This window comes from Micromonospora sp. NPDC002717 (genome assembly GCF_040295705.1).
Lineage (GTDB): Bacteria > Actinomycetota > Actinomycetes > Mycobacteriales > Micromonosporaceae > Micromonospora.
This window is the reverse complement of the sequence record NZ_JBEOVW010000012.1, coordinates 39,806-60,246: the sequence shown is the minus strand read 5'-3', so window position 1 is coordinate 60,246 and position 20,441 is coordinate 39,806. Positions and strand designations below refer to the sequence as shown.

13 protein-coding genes are annotated in these 20,441 nt (G+C 71.4%); 7 read left to right on the top strand and 6 right to left on the bottom strand.

The genetic code is table 11. From position 1 onward, the window contains the following. Nucleotides 1-67: 67 nt before the first annotated feature. From ABT006_RS19330 to ABT006_RS19315, 4 genes are all read left to right on the top strand, one after another. Complete coding sequence (locus tag ABT006_RS19330; RefSeq protein ID WP_350708134.1) at nucleotides 68-481, top strand: VOC family protein; 414 nt, start codon at nucleotides 68-70, stop codon at nucleotides 479-481. Between the two features lie 305 nt (nucleotides 482-786). Beyond that, nucleotides 787-2,937: an amylo-alpha-1,6-glucosidase gene (locus ABT006_RS19325; protein WP_350708132.1), complete on the top strand. Its 2,151-nt coding sequence runs from the start codon at nucleotides 787-789 to the stop codon at nucleotides 2,935-2,937. Between the two features lie 160 nt (nucleotides 2,938-3,097). After that, nucleotides 3,098-4,318 carry a PP2C family protein-serine/threonine phosphatase gene (locus tag ABT006_RS19320; protein ID WP_350708130.1) on the top strand — a complete coding sequence of 407 codons (1,221 nt, stop codon included), beginning with the start codon at nucleotides 3,098-3,100 and terminating at the stop codon, nucleotides 4,316-4,318. Between the two features lie 62 nt (nucleotides 4,319-4,380). Then, complete coding sequence (locus tag ABT006_RS19315; RefSeq protein ID WP_350708128.1) at nucleotides 4,381-5,955, top strand: FMN-binding glutamate synthase family protein; 1,575 nt, start codon at nucleotides 4,381-4,383, stop codon at nucleotides 5,953-5,955. A 676-nt stretch (nucleotides 5,956-6,631) separates the two neighbouring features. On the opposite strand, the gene ABT006_RS19310 is transcribed toward ABT006_RS19315, so the two are convergent. From ABT006_RS19310 to ltrA, 3 genes are all read right to left on the bottom strand, one after another. Then, nucleotides 6,632-7,255: a hypothetical protein gene (locus ABT006_RS19310; RefSeq protein WP_350708126.1), complete on the bottom strand. Its 624-nt coding sequence runs from the start codon at nucleotides 7,253-7,255 to the stop codon at nucleotides 6,632-6,634. Between the two features lie 127 nt (nucleotides 7,256-7,382). Then, nucleotides 7,383-8,276: a hypothetical protein gene (locus tag ABT006_RS19305; RefSeq protein ID WP_350708124.1), complete on the bottom strand. Its 894-nt coding sequence runs from the start codon at nucleotides 8,274-8,276 to the stop codon at nucleotides 7,383-7,385. Between the two features lie 267 nt (nucleotides 8,277-8,543). Then, nucleotides 8,544-9,881 carry a group II intron reverse transcriptase/maturase gene (ltrA, locus tag ABT006_RS19300; protein WP_350708122.1) on the bottom strand — a complete coding sequence of 446 codons (1,338 nt, stop codon included), beginning with the start codon at nucleotides 9,879-9,881 and terminating at the stop codon, nucleotides 8,544-8,546. 642 nt (nucleotides 9,882-10,523) lie between these two features. Between ltrA and ABT006_RS19295 the strand changes: the two genes are divergently transcribed. Then, nucleotides 10,524-11,603: an IS630 family transposase gene (locus tag ABT006_RS19295; protein WP_350708120.1), complete on the top strand. Its 1,080-nt coding sequence runs from the start codon at nucleotides 10,524-10,526 to the stop codon at nucleotides 11,601-11,603. A gap of 50 nt (nucleotides 11,604-11,653) precedes the next feature. Here the strand turns inward: ABT006_RS19295 and ABT006_RS19290 are convergent, their stop codons facing one another. The 3 genes from ABT006_RS19290 to ABT006_RS19280 form a co-directional block, all read right to left on the bottom strand. After that, entirely contained in the window at nucleotides 11,654-11,788 is a 135-nt protein-coding gene (locus tag ABT006_RS19290) for a hypothetical protein (RefSeq protein WP_350708374.1), read from the bottom strand. Nucleotides 11,789-11,993: 205 nt separating this feature from the next. After that, a complete protein-coding gene (locus ABT006_RS19285; RefSeq protein ID WP_350708118.1) occupies nucleotides 11,994-13,676 on the bottom strand; it encodes a Kelch repeat-containing protein in 1,683 nt (560 codons plus the stop codon). A gap of 23 nt (nucleotides 13,677-13,699) precedes the next feature. After that, a complete protein-coding gene (locus tag ABT006_RS19280) occupies nucleotides 13,700-16,738 on the bottom strand; it encodes a carboxypeptidase-like regulatory domain-containing protein (RefSeq protein WP_350708116.1) in 3,039 nt (1,012 codons plus the stop codon). Here ABT006_RS19280 and ABT006_RS19275 point away from each other — a divergent pair. Both ABT006_RS19275 and ABT006_RS19270 read left to right on the top strand, forming a co-directional pair. After that, the gene (locus tag ABT006_RS19275) at nucleotides 16,726-17,376 is read left to right on the top strand and encodes an amidohydrolase family protein (protein WP_350708357.1); all 651 of its coding nucleotides are present in this window, start codon (nucleotides 16,726-16,728) and stop codon (nucleotides 17,374-17,376) included. The two genes, ABT006_RS19280 and ABT006_RS19275, sit on opposite strands and share 13 nt — an antisense overlap. Before the next feature lie 387 nt (nucleotides 17,377-17,763). Next, nucleotides 17,764-20,385, top strand: coding sequence for a tetratricopeptide repeat protein (locus tag ABT006_RS19270; protein WP_350708114.1), 2,622 nt, complete (start codon nucleotides 17,764-17,766; stop codon nucleotides 20,383-20,385). Nucleotides 20,386-20,441: the final 56 nt, after the last annotated feature.

Here is a 20,441-nt window from a genome sequence, read left to right as displayed (position 1 = left end):
GCGCGCCTCGCCCACACCCGGCCCCTGATCTGCGACGATGACGCCTTCACGACCGGAGGAGGGTGCTGTGGCGTCTCGGCTCAACCCGTACATCAGCTTCCCGGGCACGGCACGGGAGGCGATGGAGTTCTACCACCGCGTGTTCGGCGGCTCGCTGTCGATGAGCACCTTCGGCGAGTTCGGCACCGACGATCCCGCGCTGGCCGACAAGATCATGCACGCGATGTTGCAGACCGACCGGGGCTACACCCTGATGGCCTCGGACACCGCGCCGGGGATGGAGCACAACCCGGGCAACAACGTCGCCGTCAGCCTCAGCGGCGACGACGCCGACGAGCTGCGCGGCTACTGGGAGAAGCTGACCGACGGCGGCACGGTCACCATGCCGATGGAGAAGCAGATGTGGGGCGACGAGTTCGGCATGTGCGTCGACCGCTTCGGCACCAGTTGGATGGTGGACATCGGCCAGCCCCAGCGCTGACCGCGGGAGCGCTTCCGCGGCCCGGCGGGCCGGCCGGAGGTGTACCGGCGACGCGACCGGGTACCGACCGCTGTCCGACGGGTCCGCGGCGCGCCGCACCGGCGCGCCCGGGCCCGCAGCCGCCGGTCAGGGGGTGCACCGATGCCGTCGACGCCGCCGAGCGCGCCTGCCGCCGGGACCCCTGCCAGCCGCGCGACGCCGCCGCACCCGCCTGCCGCCCGCTTCGCCGGGACCCCCTCCGTCCGCGGGAGGTCGCGCCGGCGGCGGCCGCCCCGGACACCGAGGCCACGCCGGCCGCCGGGCCGATGAGCGGCGTCCGGAACCTGCGGGTCCGACCGGATCTGCTCTACGTGGCGAGCGGCTGGAGCACGCTGGTCACCGACGTGCGCGGCCGGATCACCGGCGCCGGCCCGCAGGGCTTCTTCGCGCGCAACACCCGGGTGCTCAGCACGGAGCGCCTCGCCGTGGACGGCCGCGAGCCGGTGCCGTTCAGCACGGCCAACGTGGCCGGCCACGCCCAGCTCTCGTACGCCGCGCTCGGCGACGGTGAGACACTGCCCTCCCGCGCGGCCTACCTCCTGGTGGAGCGCTTCGTCGGCGAGGGGCTGCGTACCCGGCTGACCGTGGTCAGCTACGCCCCGGTGCCGCTGGAACTGGAACTGCGGATCGATCTCGCCGCCGACTTCGCCGACACCAGCGAGGCCGAGACCGGCCGCCGGGTGCAGTCGGGCGCGGTCGACGCGAGCTGGTACCCCGACGCCCGCGAGCTGCGCCTGACCTACCGGTGCGACGGCCTCGACCGGGCGGTGGCGATCGTCGTACACGCGGATGCGCCCGTCCGGTACGTGGACGGCGCCGTCCTGGTCGCGGTCGCGGTGCCGCCCCGGGGGTTGGGCCGGGTGGAACTCGTGGTCGAGCCGGTCTTCGAGGGACGGCGTCTCGCCGCGCCGCCGCCGACCTTCGCCGAGCCGGACGACGACGCGGCCCGCGCCCGCGCCCGCCTCGCCCGGGAACTGACCCGGCTGAGCAGCAGCAACTTCGACGTCACGGCGGCCTGGCGGTGCGCGGTCGACGACCTGGCGGTGCTGCCGCTGGGTGAGCCGGCCGGGCCGACGGCGCCGATGGCCGGCCTGCCGATCTACCAGGAGATCTTCGGCCGCGACACGATGACCGCGTCGTGGCAGGCCCTGCTCGCCGGGCCGACGATGCTGGCGGACAGCCTGCGGCTCAACGCCGGCCACCTCGGGCGGCGCATCGACGACTGGCGCGACGAGGAGCCCGGCAAGCCGTTGCACGAGGCCCGCCGGGGCCCCGTGTCCGCGCTCGGGCTCGACCCGTTCAGCGGCTACTACGGCGACTGGTCGACCGCGCCGGACCTGCTGATCTTCCTCGGGCAGTACTTCGCGTGGACGGGGGATCTCGACACGGTGCGGGACCTGCTGCCGGTCGCGCGCCGCGCCCTGGGCTGGATCGACCGGTACGGCGACCCCGACCGGGACGGCTTCCTCGAATACCACTGCCGGTCCCGGGCCGGGCTGAAGAACCAGGGCTGGAAGGACTCCGACACCGCGATCGTCGACGAGCGCGGCGAGGTGGTGCCCAACCCGATCGCGACCAGCGAGCTGCAGGCGTACTGGTACGCCGCGCTGCGGCACGCTGCCGTGGTGTTCGCCGCGACCGGTCACCCCGCGCTCGGCGCCCGGCTGGTCAGCCGGGCCACGGTCCTTCGTCGCCGCTTCCACCGCGCCTACTGGATGCCCGAGCGGGGCTGTCACGCCATGGCGCTCGACCCGGACAAGCGGCAGGTGCGTTCGGTCAACTCCAACGACGGTCACCTGCTCGCCACCGGGATCGTGCCGGCCCGGCTCGCTCCCCTGGTCGCCGACCGGCTGCTGGCCGACGACATGTTCAGCGGCTGGGGGGTGCGCACCCTGTCGTCGGCGCACCCGGCGTACAACCCGTTCAGTTACCACCGGGGCAGCGTCTGGCCGGTGGAGGCGGGCACGATCGGCCTCGGGCTGGCCCGGTACGGCTGCTGGGAGCACCTGCACCGGCTCGCCGAGGGGATGTTCGCCGCCGCGGCGCTCTTCACCGAGCACCGCCTGCCGGAGGTGCTCAGCGGCCTGCCGCGCGACGACGCGCACCCGCACCCCGGCGTCTACCCGAACTCGTGCTCCCCGCAGGCGTGGTCCGCCAGCGCGGTCGTCGCGCTCATCCAGGCGCTGCTGGCGCTGCGCCCGGCCGCGCCGCTGCGGACGATCTTCGTCGACCCGCACCTGCCCGAGTGGCTGCCGGACCTCGTCCTCGAGGGCGTGCAGGTCGGCGGGCGCACCGTCGACCTGACCGTCCGGCGTGGACGCGGCGGTCGTACGTCGCTACGCGCCCGCGGCGACCGGATCGCGGTGGTACGTCGGCCCACGCTCCAGGCCATGTCCGCCCGCCGGCACCGCCTCTGACCGGCCGCGGATCGGGACCGCCGGCTCGAAACGCCCGGACGGGCCGGTTCGGGACGACCCTCGCGGTCGTCACCGTCCGACCGGCGTCCCGCACCGTACGCGCTGCTGTCGGTGCAGGTCTGATAGCGGCGGAACCAGCCAGCGGGACTAGGATCCTGTCGTGGCCGACGCGGGGCTCATCCAGGACGACGAGCGGTTACGCCGTCTCGAGGCGGTGACCGATGCTGCCCTGTCCCGGCTCGACGCGGCCGACCTCTTCGACGAGCTGCTCGATCGCGTCCGGGATCTGCTCGGCGTCGACACCGCGGCCATCCTGCTGCTGGACGCGCACGCCCAGCAGCTCGTGGCCACCGCCGCCAAGGGTCTCGAGGAGGAGGTCCGGCGAGGTTTCCGCGTCTCGGTCGGCCGGGGTTTCGCCGGCCGGATCGCGCTGACCCGACAGCCGGTGGTCATCGAGGAGGTCACCCCCGACGCGGTGGTCAACCCCATCCTGCTGGCGATGGGCCTGACGTCGCTGCTGGGCGTGCCGATATTCGCCCGTGGTGAGCTCATCGGCGTGCTGCACGTCGGCACGCTGCGTCGCCGCCAGTTCACCGCCGACGACGTCCGCCTGCTGGAGCTGGTCGCCGACCGGGCCAGCCTGGCCCATTTCGCCCGGGCGAACAACCTGGCGCAGAGCGCCGCCCTCGCCCTGCAGCGCAGCCTGCTGCCCAACCAGCTGCCCGAGGTGCCCGGTCTGGCCATGGCCGCCCGGTACGTGCCCGGTCACGTCGCCGGTGTCGGCGGGGACTGGTACGACGTGTTCAGCCTGCCGTCGGGCTGGCTGGGGCTGGTGATCGGCGACGTGTCGGGGCACGGCCTGCAGTCGGCCGTGGTGATGGGACGCGTCCGCAGCGCGCTGCGCGCGTACGCGCTGGTCTGCGACGATCCGGCGGAGGCGTTGACGCTGCTGGACCGGAAGGTCTCCCACTTCGAGGCCGGCAGCCTGACCACGGCCCTCTATGTCATGGTCTCCCCCGACCGGGGCAGGATCCGGATCTCCACCGCCGGGCACCTGCAACCCGTCCTCGCCGTGCCGGGCCGGCCGGGCGCCCCGGTCCCGGTCCACGTCGACCCTCCGCTCGGCACGGGTCGCCGCCCGCCCGCCCGCCGGCAGACCGAGGTGGACCTTCCGCCGGGGGCCGTGCTGGCCTGCTTCACCGACGGGCTCGTCGAACGCCGCGACGAGGTCATCGATGTCGGTGTCCAGCAGCTCGTCGACGCGGTCCGGCCGGACCCTCCCGAGGAGGTCTGCCGCACCGTCATGGCGACCCTCGGCGTCGAGCAACCGACCGACGACATCGCCCTGCTGGTCGTTCGTCGGCAGCCGACGCACGGCTGATCCGGCCGGGTCCGCCCCGCCGGCCCGTTTGGCGGAGGGCGATCGCGGAAAGAGTGGCGGGCATGAAGTGGGCAAGTCGAGCCGTACCCGCCGCCGTCGCCGCCGTCGCCGCCCTCGCCGCGCGCGACCTGATCCAGCGCGACCACGCGTTGCTGCGCAACTTCCCGGTCCTCGGCCGGGCCCGCTACCTGCTGGAGTCGATCGGCCCGGAGCTGCGCCAGTACATCGTCGCGGGCAACAACGAGGAACGCCCGTTCACCCGCGACCAGCGCCGCTGGGTGTACGCGTCGGCGAAGCAGCAGAACAACTACTTCGGCTTCGGTACCGACAACGACATCGAGTTCACCCCCGGCTATCCGATCATCAAGCACCGCACCTTCGGCCGCGCCGTACCACCGTCCACTCCGGGTGCCGGGCACGACGTGCGGCTGCCGTGCGCGAAGGTGCTCGGCGCCGCCCGGGGCCGGGCCCACGCCTTCCGGCCCGGGTCGGTGGTGAACATCTCCGGGATGAGCTTCGGCTCGCTCTCCGGCAACGCCGTGGAGGCCCTCAACCGGGGCGCGGCGCTGGCGGGCTGCCTGCAGAACACCGGCGAGGGTGGGCTGTCCCCGTACCACCGCAAGGGCGGTGACCTGGTCTTCCAGATCGGCACGGCGTACTTCGGCTGCCGGGACGAGCAGGGCCGGTTCAGCCTCGACCGGCTCCGGGACCTCGTCGCCGGGGCGCCCGTGCGGGCGCTGGAGGTCAAGCTCAGCCAGGGTGCCAAGCCCAGCCTCGGTGGCCTGCTGCCGGCCGCCAAGGTCTCCGCGGAGATCGCCGCGACCCGGGGCGTCGCGCCCGGGCGGGACTGCGTGAGCCCGTCCCGGCACGCCGAGTTCTCCGACTGCGACAGCCTGCTCGACTGGGTGGAGCTGCTCGCCGCCGAGACCGGCCTGCCGGTGGGCATCAAGTCCGCGGTGGGCGACCTCGACTTCTGGGAGGAGCTGGCCACCCTGATGCGCGACACCGGGCGCGGGGTCGACTTCGTCACCGTCGACGGCGGCGAGGGCGGTACCGGCGCCGCGCCGTTGATCTTCACCGACTCGGTGTCGCTGCCGTTCCAGCAGGGCTTCACCCGGGTCTACCGGGTCTTCGCCGAACGCGACCTGCACGAGCAGGTGGTCTTCGTCGGCGCCGGCAAGCTCGGCCTGCCCGACAACGCCGTGGTGGCGTTCGCGCTGGGCTGCGACATGGTCAACGTCGGCCGGGAGGCGATGCTGGCGATCGGCTGCATCCAGGCCCAGAAGTGCCACACCGACACGTGCCCCACCGGCGTCGCCACGCAGAACCCGTGGCTCGCCCGGGGCCTCGACCCGACCCGGAAGTCGGTCCGCGCGGCCAACTACGTCAGGACACTGCGGCGGGACCTGGTCAAGGTCGCCGAGGCGTGCGGCGTCGAGCACCCGGGCCTGATCGACACCGACGCCATCGAGGTCCTCGACGGCCGCACCGCCTCCCACCCGCTGCACGAGGTGTACGGGTACCGTCCCGGCTGGGGTCTGCCGTCCGCCGTCGACCAGGCGGAGATCGTACGTCTGATGACGGCCGAGGCGCCGCGGGGCGGCAGCGCCCCGCCCTCGCCGACCGCGATGCCGTGATCGCCTGTCAGCTGCGCGTCATGGGCTTCCACGTCAGCCGTGGAGCGCCGCCGATCGCGACCGCCACTCCCGGGCCAGCATCGCGAACACGAGCCGGTCGGCCCACTGGCCGCGGAACAGGTAGCTCTCGACATGCACTGCCGCGACTGCTCGCGGCTGCGCGGCTCGTTGTCGAGCATCCAGCGGCACACGTCGGGCCGGCGCTGGTACGCGTACACGTCGTCAAGGTCGTCCATCGTGACCGGCCGGAGGGTGAGCCGGCGCGCGCGAATCGGGGTGAACACGGCCGGAGCGTACGGGATCCGGCCGGTTCGGTCCGGACCGTTTCGGCAGAGCCAGGGGCAGGCGGCCTGGCCGACCTGGCGCATACCGCACTGCTGCAGTCGCGGAACGCGAGGAGTTCGTCCAGATCATCGGCGATCTTGGGACGGCCCGGCCGATTTTGCGCCGTAGGCGAGTTCGAACGCGGCCACGACGCGGCGGACGTGGTCACGGTCCTCGGCGTTCCAGATGTCGGCCAGGGTTTCTTACCGCTGTTTGCAGTCGCGGAGCAGGTCGGCCCACGACCCGGCCGACTCGCGGTAGCCCTCGGCGAGGGTCGTGCGGATCAGTGGGCGCCGCTTTCGATGGGCAGTACATCGGTGACGATGAGCCGATGCCAGGGGCACTGAGCGGCTCAGTCGTGGAGAGTGACGTTGGGCAGTGGGCGGCCAGTGGCGTCGAACAACGCGGCTCCGCAATCGCATCGCTCGTCGGCCAGGGTCTGGGTCGCCGACAGTTGCCAGACCAGCATCTCCGAGCAGTTCGGGCAGTCCAGGCTGACCAGGGTCTCTTCGGGTTCCGAGTCCCAGGCCCGCACCGGGAGGCCCTCGTGCATCAACCCGGTCAGCTCACGCTCACCGGTCAGCGCGACCAGTACCTCGTAGGTGTCGGTGCCGCTGTCCCGCACCGCAAGCGTGCAGCCGAGATCTGCCAGCACACCGGACAGATGATCGAGCTGGCGGACCGGGAAGTCACCGCGGCGCAGAGTCGGGTCGGCCTCGGCCGCGTGGTAGAGGGCGTTGGTGTCGACGTCTGTCGGCTCCGCCCCGAAGGCGCGTACCCGACCAGCCACGAACGCCGCCAGCTGGCCTGGGTGATCCTCACCAGTCCAGTCCATCCTGAACATCACACTGTCGACTCGGACCCCCCGAACCCGCTCGCCGGGGGTCAGGACCAGCTCTTCCAGCTCTGCCACGACGATCACGTTATCAACTGCCGGGCGGCGGACCCGTACCGTTGTTGTGCCGTTGTCGCGCATGACCAACACCAGCCCCCGCGCCCATCTGCGCCGACCTCTCAGGCACTCAGATGATCACCGATGGGCTGCGAGCCCGTCACGCTCGGGTGGCCCGCGACGACGAAGCCCTACCGACCGGCTCGCTCCGTCAACGGGCGTGGCGTTGAAGCCGATGGTCGTCGGCGGTGGTGAGCCAAGAGCCGTCGCCGAGCGGTTCGAAGTCGTACTGTTCAGCAGAGAGTGGGGCCAGCTGCCCTCGGACCTCGCCGGTTCGCGGGTCGACGATGTGCCGCTCGCACCACTCCTCCTCATCGTCGGCCTCGCCGATGACGGTCACGACGGCGGTGTCGTCGTCGAGGTAGCCGCCAACCCACTCGACGCACACGCCGTCGGGGTCATGGCCGAGCGACTCCGCCGTTACTCGCGCGACGACTGCGCCGTCGGGATACGCATGGAAAGCGGCGTCCTGCTGATCGTGGTCCACGGTCATGAAATGGCGGCCGTCCGGCGCTACGGCGACAAGGACCCGATCCGGCCACGGATACTCGGTCAGCTCGATCCGACCGTTCTCGAGGCGACCCCGGTAGATCAGCGAGCCATCCTGCCCTTCCCCCACATTCAGCAGCATGTGCCTGCCGTCTGGATGGGCGAAATGTTTGCCCCCGTGACCGGCCGAACACAAGTCCACCTGCGCCATCACCCGGCCGGTACCCGCGTCGACGGCCAACCACTGATCGGCGCCGGTACCGCGCGCCATCGCGTCAGGTCGGAACACCCACACGATCATTCCGTCCAACGAGTAGGCGCAGCAGCTGTGGGCGATGGGCCACGGTGCCGCAGCGGGGATGAAGTCAAGCTGCCACAGCCTCCGTCCGGTACGGTCGATACACGTCACGTGGTCGGGCATCGCGTACACAGCGCGGCTCAGGTCGGGTGCCACGGCATGGTCGTCCAACTTCGTGTCCGCCCCGACGGGAAAGGTCGCTGCGGGCACCACGTCCGACACCGGCGCTGAGCCGACAGGAATCTCGTAGACCAGCACAAGCCCATCCCGGTACCGGGATCGCACATGAAATCGCGTCATGGCGCGGGACGGTAGCCGACCCGAAGGCGGGCCTCGCGACCGGCGTGCCAGCCCAACCTCGCTGGAATTCGATCGCCGAGGCGGGGCCCTCTCAGCGGCACGACCACCGGGCGCCCGGATGCGCACCGGCGCAGGATCGAGCAATTGGGTCGGGTGGCCCCGGGGAGTCTCACCCCGGGGCTCCCACAGAACGGAGCGTGACAGTCTCCCGTCACTCCGCTCTTCTCATCGAGTCCATACGAACTCGCGCGCCCAAGCCCAGTGCATGAACAAGCCGGATTCTCGTTCGAGGATCCCGGACCACCACGCCTTGAACCGTTTGAAGGAGCGCAGCCTTCGGTACTTCTTGCGCGCCCATCGCATCAGGTAGGTGTTGATGCGTTGCAGGAGTCGATTCAGTGCCGACCGGTAGAACCGGCCGTAGTACGTCATCCAGCCCGCCACGATCGGGTTGATCGCTTCGGCGAGCGCGTCCAGGTCGAGTCCGGTGCGGTGGTGTAACCGCCAGGATCGGATCTGCTGCCCCATCGACTTGAGGGCCTCCGGGCTGACCGCGGGGAGGAAGCCCGTGTAGAACTTCCCTTCCTTGGCGCGTGCCGCCCGGGGGCGGAACGTGTACCCGAGGAACCGAAACGCGACCTGCTCGAACGAGCCTCGCCGTTTACTGTCCTTGCAGTACACGATCCTGGTCTTGTCGGGGTGCAGCCGCAACCCGACCGATTCCATCCTCTCGGCGAGGGCGGCCCACACGGTCCGAGCCTGCCGCTCGGTCACGCAGTGCACCACCGCGTCATCCGCATAGCGCTCGAACTCCACGGTCGGGAACTCCCGAGCCAGGAACATGTCGAACGCGTAGTGCATGAACAGGTTGGCGAGCACGGGCGAGACCGCCGACCCCTGTGGAGTCCCCCGGTCCCGCTCACGCAGGGTCCCATCGGGTAGTGCCAGCGGCGCGACCAGCCACCGCTTGACATACAGCACCACCCACCGCTGGTCGGTGTTCGCCTCCACGGCCTTGACCATGAGGCTGTGATCCACGGAATCGAAGAACTTCTGGACATCAAGATCTAAAACCCAGTCCTTCTTCCAACACCGCGCCCGGCACCGCTCGATCGCCTGCAACGCCGACCGGCCCGGCCGATACCCGTACGAGTCCTCGTGAAAGATGGACTCCGTGCGGGCCTCCAGCGCGAGCGCGACCACCGTCTGGGCGATTCGATCAGCCACGGTTGGCACCCCGAGAAGCCGGGTGCCTCCCCCGGACTTCGGAATCTCCACCGCCTTGACCGGAGGCGGAAAGTACGTGCCCGACGACATCCGGTTCCAGATCTTGTAGAGGTTGTTCCTCAGATCGGCCTCGAAGTCTTCGACAGACACCCCGTCCACCCCGGCGGCACCCTTGTTCGCCTTGACTCGCTGATACGCCTCCCACACCAGTCGCTTCGGAATATCGAAAGGCTTGTCCTGTGGACCTGACATGTCCCGCCCGTTTCCTCCCGGCGCACGGCCGGTTGTTCGCGCGAACAGATCATCGAAAAGCCGGCCCCTTCGCTCCACACCCATTACAGACACTTCACCGCTACTACGAGCCGGTCCGCCAGCGAACAGCGCGACGGTACTCAACGCCTCGCAGTTTCTGCTGCCGGGCGCGCTCCCTCTCGCCACCCCCACCGGCTGACCGGTGCGGGCTGGCCGTGTCGCTGCTCGCCTTCCCACGTTCCGTGCAGGAGCCGCAGACCGGGCTCACGCCGCCTCCATGCCGGACACCACCCGGCCAGTAGACGGGCACCCGCCAGGCTCATCCCGGGACTACTTGAAGGCCCCGGTTTCGATGTCAGCTGCACATTTCGACACGTCGTCAGCGGTTCGCTCACGCTCGTCTTCCCGATCCCCACCTAACGCATGACCTGCGCCTTTTCCTCAACGCTCACCACGACGGTCTTCAACCAACGCAGCTTGAGATGGTTTGACGCCTCCCCCCGCAGGGCGACGCCGAAGGGCCAGACCTTCATCTCCTACACAGCACCGCATCCAGTGGGCCTACCTACATCGACCTCACCTTCCTCGTGCCGCATCAGGCAACGTTTGCCCCGTGACGACGCGCCGCGCGGGGTGCTGGTCCGGGCGGCGTGGTGTCGTCAGGCTGTCCGGGTGGTGGAGCGCGTACGGGTCCGTGAAATCGATGACGACGAAGGTCGACGTCTGTTGCGGATCATCCGTCGGGGTACCGGATCGGTGGTGACCTGGCGGCGGGCGCAGATGGTGCTGCTGTCCGCGCAGGGTATGCCCGTGGCGAAGGTCGCGGAGGTGACGTTCACCAGCGCGGACCGGGTTCGGGACGTGATCCACAACTTCAACGCCGACGGCTTCGACTCGCTCTACCCGAAGTACAAAGGCGGCCGGCCGAGGACGTTCACCCTCCCAGAACGGCGTGAGATCAAGAAGATCGGCAAGTCCAAGCCCGCCGAACACGGCTTGCCGTTCTCGACCTGGAGTCTTGCCAAGCTGGCCGACTTCCTGGTCGCCGAGGGGGTGGTCGACGACATCAGCCACGAGGGCCTACGGGTCCTGCTCCGCGAGGAGGGCGTGTCCTTTCAACGGGTGAAGACCTGGAAGACCTCCCGCGACCCGGACTACGCCGCGAAGAAGGCCCGCGTCGAGCACCTCTACGCGATCGCCGACGGCGAGGTCAGACCCGAGGCCGGCGAGCCCGAGGTCGTGTTCTGCCTGGACGAGTTCGGCCCCTTGAACCTCCAACCCCACCCCGGACGGCAGTGGGCCGAACGCGGCGGACGGCACAAGGACCCCGCCCGGCAGCCGCGGGCACGCCGACGGGCGACCTACACCCGCCCGCACGGTGTCCGGCACCTGTTCGCCGCCTACGACCTGGGCACCGACCGGCTCTACGGCCACATCAAGCCGAGGAAACACCGCACACGGTTCCTGGAGTTCTGCCGCTACCTACGCAGCCTGCACCCACCGCAGACCCGCATCGCGATCGTGCTCGACAACTACTCCCCGCACCTGAGCACGAAGCAGGACGCCCGCGTCGGCGACTGGGCCACGGCCAACAACGTCGAACTCGCCTACACCCCGACCAACAGTTCCTGGCTCAACCGGATCGAGGCCCAGTTCACCGCCCTGCGCTACTTCGCCCTCGACGGCACCGACCACACCAGCCACAAAGAGCAGGGCAGCATGATCCGCCGCTACATCATCTGGCGGAACAAGCACGCCGCCGACGAACGCCTACGTCAGGTAGTCACCAGGGCGAACGTTGCCTGATGCGGCACTCGTTCGTGGCGCACTCAAGAGTTGTGGATGCAGTGGTCCTGTCAGGCGCTCCGGCCTGGCACCTCGGCGTTGTAGGTCTCGGCCAGGGCGTTCTTCGCGCCGGGGTGGGCGGACTTCAGTGGTGCGGCGAGGACGTTGGCGATCTTGTGCACCCGGTCCCTGCGTCGGCCCGACATGTCCTGACCACAGCGACGACGGCGGAGTGCTCCCCGCGAGAGGAGGCACCCCGCCGTGGTGTGAGGTACGCAGCTGATGCTCGGCTGGTACTCCAGCTTCGCGTTCTGCGATCATTCGTCAGGTCAGCACCGCCGGCGCTGGGGCAGGTTGGGTGCCCGGGGAGGCCGACTGGCTGGTCCCCGGGCACCCCGAGCAGGCTGAGGGTTACCGGCAGGCCGGGTACGGGTTCAGCCTGAAGGACGCGGTGGCGCCCTTGCCCTTCTTGATCTTGACGTCGACGGCGTCCGCGCGCCAGCCGTCGCTGCTGGCGATTACGGTGACCGGGCTCTGGTGCTTGTCCAGCCAGAGCGCGTAGCCGCCGTCGGGGCCTGTCTTCAGCACCTCCGTGACGTCGCCTGAGGTGACCACCACCGTGGCACCCTCCAGAGGCGTGCCACCCGCACAGGAGGCCCTGGTCACCACGCCGCTGAGCTTGCCGAAGCGGGCGGGCGCCTCGACGATCATCGTCACCTTCACCGGGTCGACCAGGTCGCCGGCGTCGGTGCCGATCCTGAACGCCGCGGTGAAAGTGCCGGGCTGGGCCACTCCCGCGCTGTCCATGGTGACGGTCACCGTCCGGGTCTGCCCGGGCGGCAGGTCGAACTGGGCGGGGTCGGCCGACAGCCAGGGCACGTCGTCGCCGCACGCGTCGTAGCCAGGAAGCACCTCGGCCGCCGTTACGCCGGTGAAGTCGCCGGTCGAACCGCCGACCCGGTAGAAGCCGCACGCGCTGCCGCCCCGCCGCAGAAGCTGGCTGGAGTTGGGCAGCGGCGTCCAGCTGGAGGTCTGCGGGTCGAACCGGAAACCCACGTTGGTCAGGCCCTCGGCGGTGGAACCGCCGGAGACGAGCAGCTGGCCGCCCGCAGCGGCGTAGCCCGAGCCCCACAGTGCGGTGGGCATGGGCGCCAGGGCGCTCCAGCTGTCGGTGGCCGGGTTGTACACATGCAGGTTTGCGGTAACTCCCGCGCCGTCGCTGAGCCCACCCGCGCAGTAGATCTTCCCGGCGATCGCGCCGCACGACAGCCAGGAGATCTCCTGCGGGTAGGCCGCCTTGGCCGTCCACGCGTCGGTCTTCGGGTCGTAGGACTGGACGGTGGTCCTGCCGCAGTAGCGGTCGTCGCAGCCGCCGACGACGTACAGCTTGTCGTCTACGACCGCCGCGGCCGAGGCAGCCAGCGGCTCGGGATTCGGCGCTGCCTTACTCCATGCGCCCGTCGCCGGGTCGAACACCTCGACGTCCATGGCCGTGCCGCCGGTGTCTGCCCAGCCACCGACGACGTACAGCTTGCCGCCGACGAAGGCGCCCGTGGGCTTTTCCCTCGGCCTGGAGAGCGGCGCGATCGCGGTCCAGGCCTGGGTAGCCGGGTCGTAGGCGTAGCCCGCGGCGGTCATGGCGCTCCTGGTGACACCGGCGACGGAGTACACCTTGCCCTCGTGGACGGCCATCAGGTTGTCCATGATCGGGATGGGGTAGGCCGCCACGTCCACCCACGGCGCGGCCGCGGCCTCCACCACCGCCCCTGCCTGGGCCGTTGCCTTGGTGTCCGCGAGCCGGTGCCAGCCGCCCTCCTTCGGGACGACCTTCGCCGGTACGGCGGCAGCGCCCTGAACCTCGGCGGCTCCCTGGATCGTGAAGGTGCCGTTCGCTTCGGACACGGTGACGCGCCTGGCCGTGGCCGAGGAGTTGGTGACGGTGAAGGTGGCCTGGCTGGCCTCGCCCATCGGATGAGTCACGGTCAGTTCGCCGGGAGAGACCACGATGTCCGGCGACGCGGCGTACGCGCTCGACGCCGTGGACAGTAGCGCGACCAGGGCGAGGGCGGTCCCCGCCCGCATGAGGGGTTTCATGACAGTTCCGATCTGTGCGGTCTTCATCGGGCCGAACACCCGCCCGCCGGCTTCAGCGTCAGCTCCGCCCTGGCCGCGCCCTGCGTGACGTGGACGGTGATGACGGCCGAGGTGAGGCCGTCCTTGCTGGCGATGATGCGGACGTCGGGCTTGCCGGCGACCGGCAGCCAGACGACGGCCTTGCCGTCGGCGCCGCTCTTGCGGGCGGCCGAGCCGATCTCCAGGTACGCCGACGGCAGCGCCGTCTTCGTCCCGTCACAGGCCTGCGCGAGGACGCTGACCTCGACCTTGGCCCAGCCTGGTGGGGGCGTCACGTCGAGCGCGACGTCCACGCCGGCGGGTGCGTACGGCGAGTCGCCCATGACCACGACCTGGCCCTGGTGCCTGCCCGGCTGCTCGAGCTTGGTCGTGTCGAAGGTCATGCTGATGGTGGTCTTCTCACCTGGGGCCAGAGGGCCTGAGGGCACCTTGGCCGACAGCCAGGAGCCCTCGCCGGTGCCGCAGCCCTCGTAGCCGGGCAGCACCTGCGACCTGGCCATGCCGGGCCAGCCGCCGGCGGCGCCGCCGATGATGGTCAGACCGCACGTGGCGCCCGCGCGGTACAGCGGGTACTTGGTGTTGGGCAGCGACGTCCAGGCGTTGGTGGCCGGGTCGTAGGCGTAGCCCTGGTTGGTGACGAGGCCGTCGGTGATACCGCCGCGGATCCCGCCGGAGACCAGCAGCTTGCCCGCGCCCGCGCTGTAGGCCGAGGCCCACGCGCCGACGGGCAGGTCGGCGATGGGCGCCCAGTGGTCGTAGACCGGGTCGTAGGAGTAGGCGGAGGCGACGGGGCCCGAGGCGGTGGAGTTCATGCCGCCCGCGCAGTAGATCTTCCCGTTGATCGCGCCGCAGGAGGCCCAGCCGACGTTGGCCGGATACGGCGCCGCCGTACGCCAGGTGTCGGTGGCCGGGTCGTAGACCTGGACGTCGGTCCTGCCGCAGTCGCCCGCGAGCGTGCCGTTGCCCGAGCCGCAGCCACCGATCAGGTAGAGCTTGCCGTCCAGGACGACGGTGCCCGCGGCGGCCAGCGGTTTGGCGGGGCTGGCAGCCACGCTCCACTGACGCTTGGCCGGGTCGTACACCTCAGTGACGCCGACGACCTTGACGGAGGCGTCCCAGCCCCCCGCGACGTAGAACTTGCCGTCGATGAACGCGCCCGAGGCCCGCTGCCTGGCCACCTGCATCTGCGGGATGCTGTCCCAGCGCTCGTTGGTCGGGTCGTAGCTGTAGCCGGTGGCGACGGTCTTCGCGCCGTCGAAACCGCCGACGGAGTAGATCTTGCCGTCGTGTGCGCCGACGGTCGGGTCCATGATGCCCACGGGGTAGGGGGCCAGGACCGACCAGTCGCCCTCCTGCCCGGTCGCGGTGACGTCCGCGTCGGTGCGTGGCGGCTGCTCGGTGCTCGGGGTCAGCGCACTCGGCGTCACGTCCGCCCGCACCTCGACCGACGGCTGCCCGGTCGCGGCGAGGGCCCGCGCACCGCCGGAGACCGCACCGGTGCGCGGGCGCAACGGAGCGGTGCCCTTGTTGGTGACGGTGACCGTGGCGGTGCCGGTGGTGCCCAACTCCTGGCCGGCCGTCAGCTTCGCGGTGGACAGCTCGGCCAGACCGGCGGCCAGCGAGAAGTCGGCCTTGGTGATCGCACCGGGGGTGATCTGCACCGTCTTGCTCTGGGCGGTGAACTTCTGGTGCGTGGCGGCGAGCTCCGCGGTACGGGGCAGGAATGCCCAGTAGAACCCGTCACCGGTGGCGGCGTCCTCCGGCGTGGCCCGGGAGCGACCGGCCTGCGAGCCGGTTTCGGTGGAGGCCACCTCGGTTGCGCCGAGCCAGGCGCCGGTGTTGAGGTCGGTCACCTGGCCGACCACCAGGCCGCCGGTGACCGGGGCGCAGGAGGGCTCGCCGACGAGGACGTCGTCGATCTCCCACCACATGTCGAACGAGCCGGTGTAGTGGAAGCGGACGCGCACGTCGCTCTTGCCCGCGGCCTGCGGGATCGGGACCGTGAGGGTGTTCTTGACGGTGCCCTTGGCGCGGGTCCACACCGCGGCCCAGTTCTGACCGCCGTCGGTGGACAGCTCGATCGTCGCGGTGGAGCGCACCCAGGAGGGGGCGAAGTACTCGGTCGCCAGCCGGATCACGGGTTCGCTGGCGGCGGAAAGGTCGATCGCCGGGGTGACCAGGTAGGTGTCCTGCGTCTGCTGGTAGCCGTGCATCTCACTGTTCACCGAGGCGAAGTTGCCCTCGCCGCCCGGCGTGCGGTTGCCGAGGGGATCGGGGTCGTCGAAGACCCACATGCCGCCGTCCGTCTTGGACTCCACCGACCAGCCGGCGGGCGTCTCGGTTCCGTCGACGGTCTCGTAGAGGCCGTTCACCTGGTAGCCGGGCGCCTTGCAGCGGTTGGCGTCGATCTGGAGGGTGAAGTCCCTGGCGAGGTCACCCGCGAACGCCACGGCCACGCTCAACTTCTGGTAGCCGGGGTAGACCGCCTGTACGTCCAGCGTGTAGGCGGTGCCCTCGGGCAGCACGATCTCGTACGCGCCGGTCTGCGGGTCGGTGAACCACGGCCCGGCGGCGAGCCCTGCCACGCTGACCTTCGCGTACAGTGGCCAGCCCTGGCCGGACCCGTCGCGGACCACGCCGTGGAGCTTGCCCTGGGGCGCGGTCTCCAGCACGAAGTCGGCCGAGACGGTCGCGTCCGCCCTGACGGTCACGTCCCGGTTGACGTCGACATAGCCGAACATCGACGCGGTGATGGTGTAGTCACCTGCCAGCAGGCGGACGCTGTAGCCGCCGTCGATCCCGGTGACCAGGTCACGCTCGAGTGGGCCGTCGACGTGCACCTTGACGCCGGCCAGCGGCTTGCCGGTCTTGGCGTCGGTCGCCTTGCCGTTCAGCGTGCCGATGTGCTGCAGCGGCGCGGCGGTGACGGCGGCGAGCACGTCGAGCTTGCCCTCGCCCCAGACGTTGTTGTCCTGCGCGGTGCCGCCGCAGGTCGTGTCCGCGACATGGTATCGATCCGGCATCCATCGACCGGGATCCGGTAGCCCAGCTCGACGGGCTGTTCGAGATCGCCGAGCGCCGCGGCGTCGGGATCGACATCCACCTGCACGACGGCGGCGAGCTGGGCGCCTTCCAGTACGAGCTGATCATCGATCGCACGCTCCGCGCGGGCCTGCAGGGAAAGGTCACGATCTCGCACGGATTCGCCCTCGGTGAACTCCCGCCGCAGCGTCAGGCCGAGCTGCTGGCTCAGTTCGCCGAGGCAGGCATCTCCTGGGCCACGGTTGCGCCGGTACGCTCGGCGCCGTTGCCATGGCGAGCCATGCGGGACGGCGGCATCCCGATCGGGCTGGGCACCGACGGCATCCGCGACCTGTGGTCACCGTACGGCGACGGCGACATGCTCCGCATCGCCCTGGGCTTCGCCCGGCTGCACGGCCTTCGCACCGATGATGACCTCGCCGACGCGGTCAAGCTCGCCACGACCGACGGCGCCCGGTTCGTGCACCGCACCGGGCACGATCTGGTCCCCGGCGCGCGTGCGGACATCGTCCTGCTCGACGCGGAGAACGTGCCGGACGCTCTGATGAGGGCTCCCCGCCGCCAGGCCGTGATCGCCGGCGGGCGGCTGGTGGTCCGGGACGGCGAGCTGCTGGTCTGACGACCTCGCGCACGATTGGCTGGCGGCGGCTGGTCGTCCACGAGCTGGCACCGGAGCGCCAAGCCTCGGCCAGGGGCACGACGTGGTCGGCGGCGACGTCGGATGCGGCGTACCAGGTCGCGCCGCCGTGAGGGCTGTCCCACCGCCCCGAGATCGCCGCACAGGGGCTGTCCACGGCGGAGCGGCCACCCGTCGCGACAGGGCTACCGTAAGCATGTCGGTTCACGCCGCTTGATCGACACGAACCGATGCCTCATCGCAGGCTGTGCGTTCCGATGTGTCCATTCCGGAGGATCGGGGCGACGGTGCCTGGCCCGGGCCCTGTACCGTGTGACGCACTCTGGCGGAATCGCCCGGCGCCCTCGGCCCGGGCACATGACAGCTGACGTGAGGGCGCGCATGACGGCCGCCGACTTCGGCGTCGACCCGACCACCGCAACCAGTCCGGAGCAGTACGTCAGGCTGCTGCGTCGTGTCCGCGACCAGTCCGGTCTCGCCTATCGCGAGATCGCCCGCCGCGCGCAGCGCAACGGGGCCGTGCTGCCGGCAAGCACCCTGGCGACGTTGCTGGGCCGGTCGACGCTGCCCCGCCGTGATCTGGTGTCGGCGCTGCTGCGGGCCTGCGACGTGCCGGACGACCGCGCGACAGCGTGGCTGGCCGTCTGGGGCCGGCTGGCCGCCGCCCGTACGGCGGCGACGCCCCCGGCGGCCACGCGGGCGCGCTCCTCGGGCCGGCCCGGTCACTCCCCGATCGGTCCGGCCGCGCGCGTCGCCGGTCCGAGCGGCCCGGTCGGCGGGCCGGACACCGCGGGCGTCGGGCCGACCTCCCACACGCAGCGCTCCGCCGCCCTACGCCTGATCCCCGCAGGTGGCGAGACCGGGTCGGCCGGCCCGGAACGGGGGCGGGTCGCCGCGTCCGGCGGCGGTCGGGACCGGGCCGTGTTACGGGGGCTGTCGTGGCCGGCGGCAAGCGAGCCGCCGCCGGTGGAGAGCGGGTCGGGGACACCGGTCCCCTATCAACTGCCACCTGCGCCCCCGTTGATGACGGGCCGCTCGGCGGAGGTCGGCCAACTGCTCACGGCCACGGAGACCGACGCCGCGGTGTGCCTCGTCGAAGGTGCCGGCGGGGTCGGCAAGTCCGCGCTCGCCCTGCACGTCGCGCACCGGATCGTGGGGCGTTACGACGGCGGTTGCCTCTACGCGGACCTGCGCGGGGCCACCGACGGCGTCGCGGCGGCCGAGCCCGCGGACGTGTTGGGCCGGTTCCTGCGGGCGCTGGGCCTGCCCACCGTCCCCGCCTCGCTCGACGAGTCCTCGGCGTTGCTGCGCACGTGGACCGCCGGACGGGGCGTGCTCGTGGTGCTGGACAACGCCGCATCGGCGGCGCAGGTCCGACCGCTCCTGGCCAGCGGGCCCGGATGCACCACGATCGTCACGAGCCGGTGGATGCTCCCCGATCTCGACACGACGGCACGGATCCGCCTCGGCCCGTTACCCGACGACGCGGCGCTCGCCCTGCTCACCGGGCTCACCGGCGCCCACCGCGTGCAGGCGGAGCCCGCCGCGGCCGCGACGGTGGTCCGCCGGTGCGGCGGGTTGCCGCTGGCGTTGCGAATCGTCGGCGCCCGCGCCGCGGCCCGGCCGGACGCCTCGCTGACCAGCCTCGCCGAGCGGTTGGACGACGAGGGCATGCGGTTGGACGTCCTGGAGGTCGGTGACCTGTCCGTACGGGCCAGCCTGCACCTGGGCTACCAGGTGTTCGGGGACGCGCGGCAGGGCGGACGTCGGCAGGCGGCCCGGCTCTTCCGGCTCGCCGCGTTGCCGGACTGGACGCACCTCACGCCGTACGGCTGCGCGGCACTGGCCGACCTGCCGGTGACCGTCGCCGAGCAGGCCCTGGACGCGTTGGCCGACGCGCACCTGATCGAGTCGGCCGGTGCCGGCGGATACCGGTTCCACGACATCGTCCGGCTCTACGCCCGGGAGCGGGCGCAGGCGGTGGACGACCCACACCACCGGGAGGCGGCCCTCGGCAACCTCACCGCGTGGCTGCTCGCGGCCACCACCCGCGCGGCGCGGCTGCTCTACCCCGACGACCGGTTCGGCATCGACGAGGCGACCGGCCCGACTCGACCCGGCCCGCCCCTCGCCGACGCGGCCGACGCGTGGACCTGGTTCGAGCGGGAGCACACCAACCTGTTGCTGGTGGCCGGCCAGCAGGCGACGGCGGGACGGGCCCTCACCGAGGTCCGCGACCTGGCCCTCGTGGCGGCCAAGTTCCTCGACTACGCCGGGCACATCGCCGAGCAGCAACAGTTCGGCCACCTCGCCGCCTCGGCGGCGAGCCGGTGTGGCGACCGCTCGGGCGAGGCCGCCGGGCTCAACATCGTCGCCGTCGCGCTGCTGCGCCAGGGCCGGCGCGACGAGGCGATCCCCATCCTTGAGCGGTGCCTGGCCGTCCAGCGCGAACTCGGCGACCGGAGCCGGGAGGCCGCCATCCTGAACAACCTCGGCAACGCCCTGCGCGACGGCGGCGACCTGACCGGCGCCCTGAACCACCTGCGGGCCGCCCTGGTCATCCGGCGGCAACTCGGCCACCGGCACAAGGAGGGGTTGGTGCTCGACAACCTGGCCTTGGTATACCAGCGCCTCGGCGACCACGCCCGGGCCGTCGCCTGCCACGAGGCGGGACGCGCCGTCGCCGACGGCGGCACCGATCCGTTGCGCGAGGCCCAGGCGCTGGTCAACTTCGCCGAGACGCTGCACGCCGGCGGTGACCACCGGGAGGCGATCGCTCGCGCGACCGAGTCGCTGGAGATCTGCCGACGCTACGAGCACCGGCGGGGCATCGGCTTGGCGCTACAGGTGCTCGGCAACGCCCACGCGGGCCTCGGACACCGCGCCGTGGCGCGCCGGCACTGGCGGGAGGCCTTGGGCCGGCTCGACGGGCTGGACCCGCAGGCGTGCACCCTCCTCCGCGCCGCCCTGGCGGCGGACACGACTGCCTGACCGCCGCTGGCGGGCAGCGCAGTTCCGGGTGTCGACGCCACCCCGGGGCGCTCCCG

Excerpts from the sequence above, each read along its gene's own strand:
- ABT006_RS19325 (WP_350708132.1), top strand. The coding sequence starts at position 787 with ATGAGCGGCGTCCGGAACCTGCGGGTCCGACCGGATCTGCTCTACGTG.
- ABT006_RS19315 (WP_350708128.1), top strand. The coding sequence starts at position 4,381 with ATGAAGTGGGCAAGTCGAGCCGTACCCGCCGCCGTCGCCGCCGTCGCC.
- ABT006_RS19310 (WP_350708126.1), bottom strand. The coding sequence starts at position 7,255 with ATGCGCGACAACGGCACAACAACGGTACGGGTCCGCCGCCCGGCAGTT.
- ltrA (WP_350708122.1), bottom strand. The coding sequence starts at position 9,881 with ATGGGTGTGGAGCGAAGGGGCCGGCTTTTCGATGATCTGTTCGCGCGA.
- ABT006_RS19290 (WP_350708374.1), bottom strand. The coding sequence starts at position 11,788 with ATGTCGGGCCGACGCAGGGACCGGGTGCACAAGATCGCCAACGTCCTC.
- ABT006_RS19285 (WP_350708118.1), bottom strand. The coding sequence starts at position 13,676 with ATGAAACCCCTCATGCGGGCGGGGACCGCCCTCGCCCTGGTCGCGCTA.
- ABT006_RS19280 (WP_350708116.1), bottom strand. The coding sequence starts at position 16,738 with ATGCCGGATCGATACCATGTCGCGGACACGACCTGCGGCGGCACCGCG.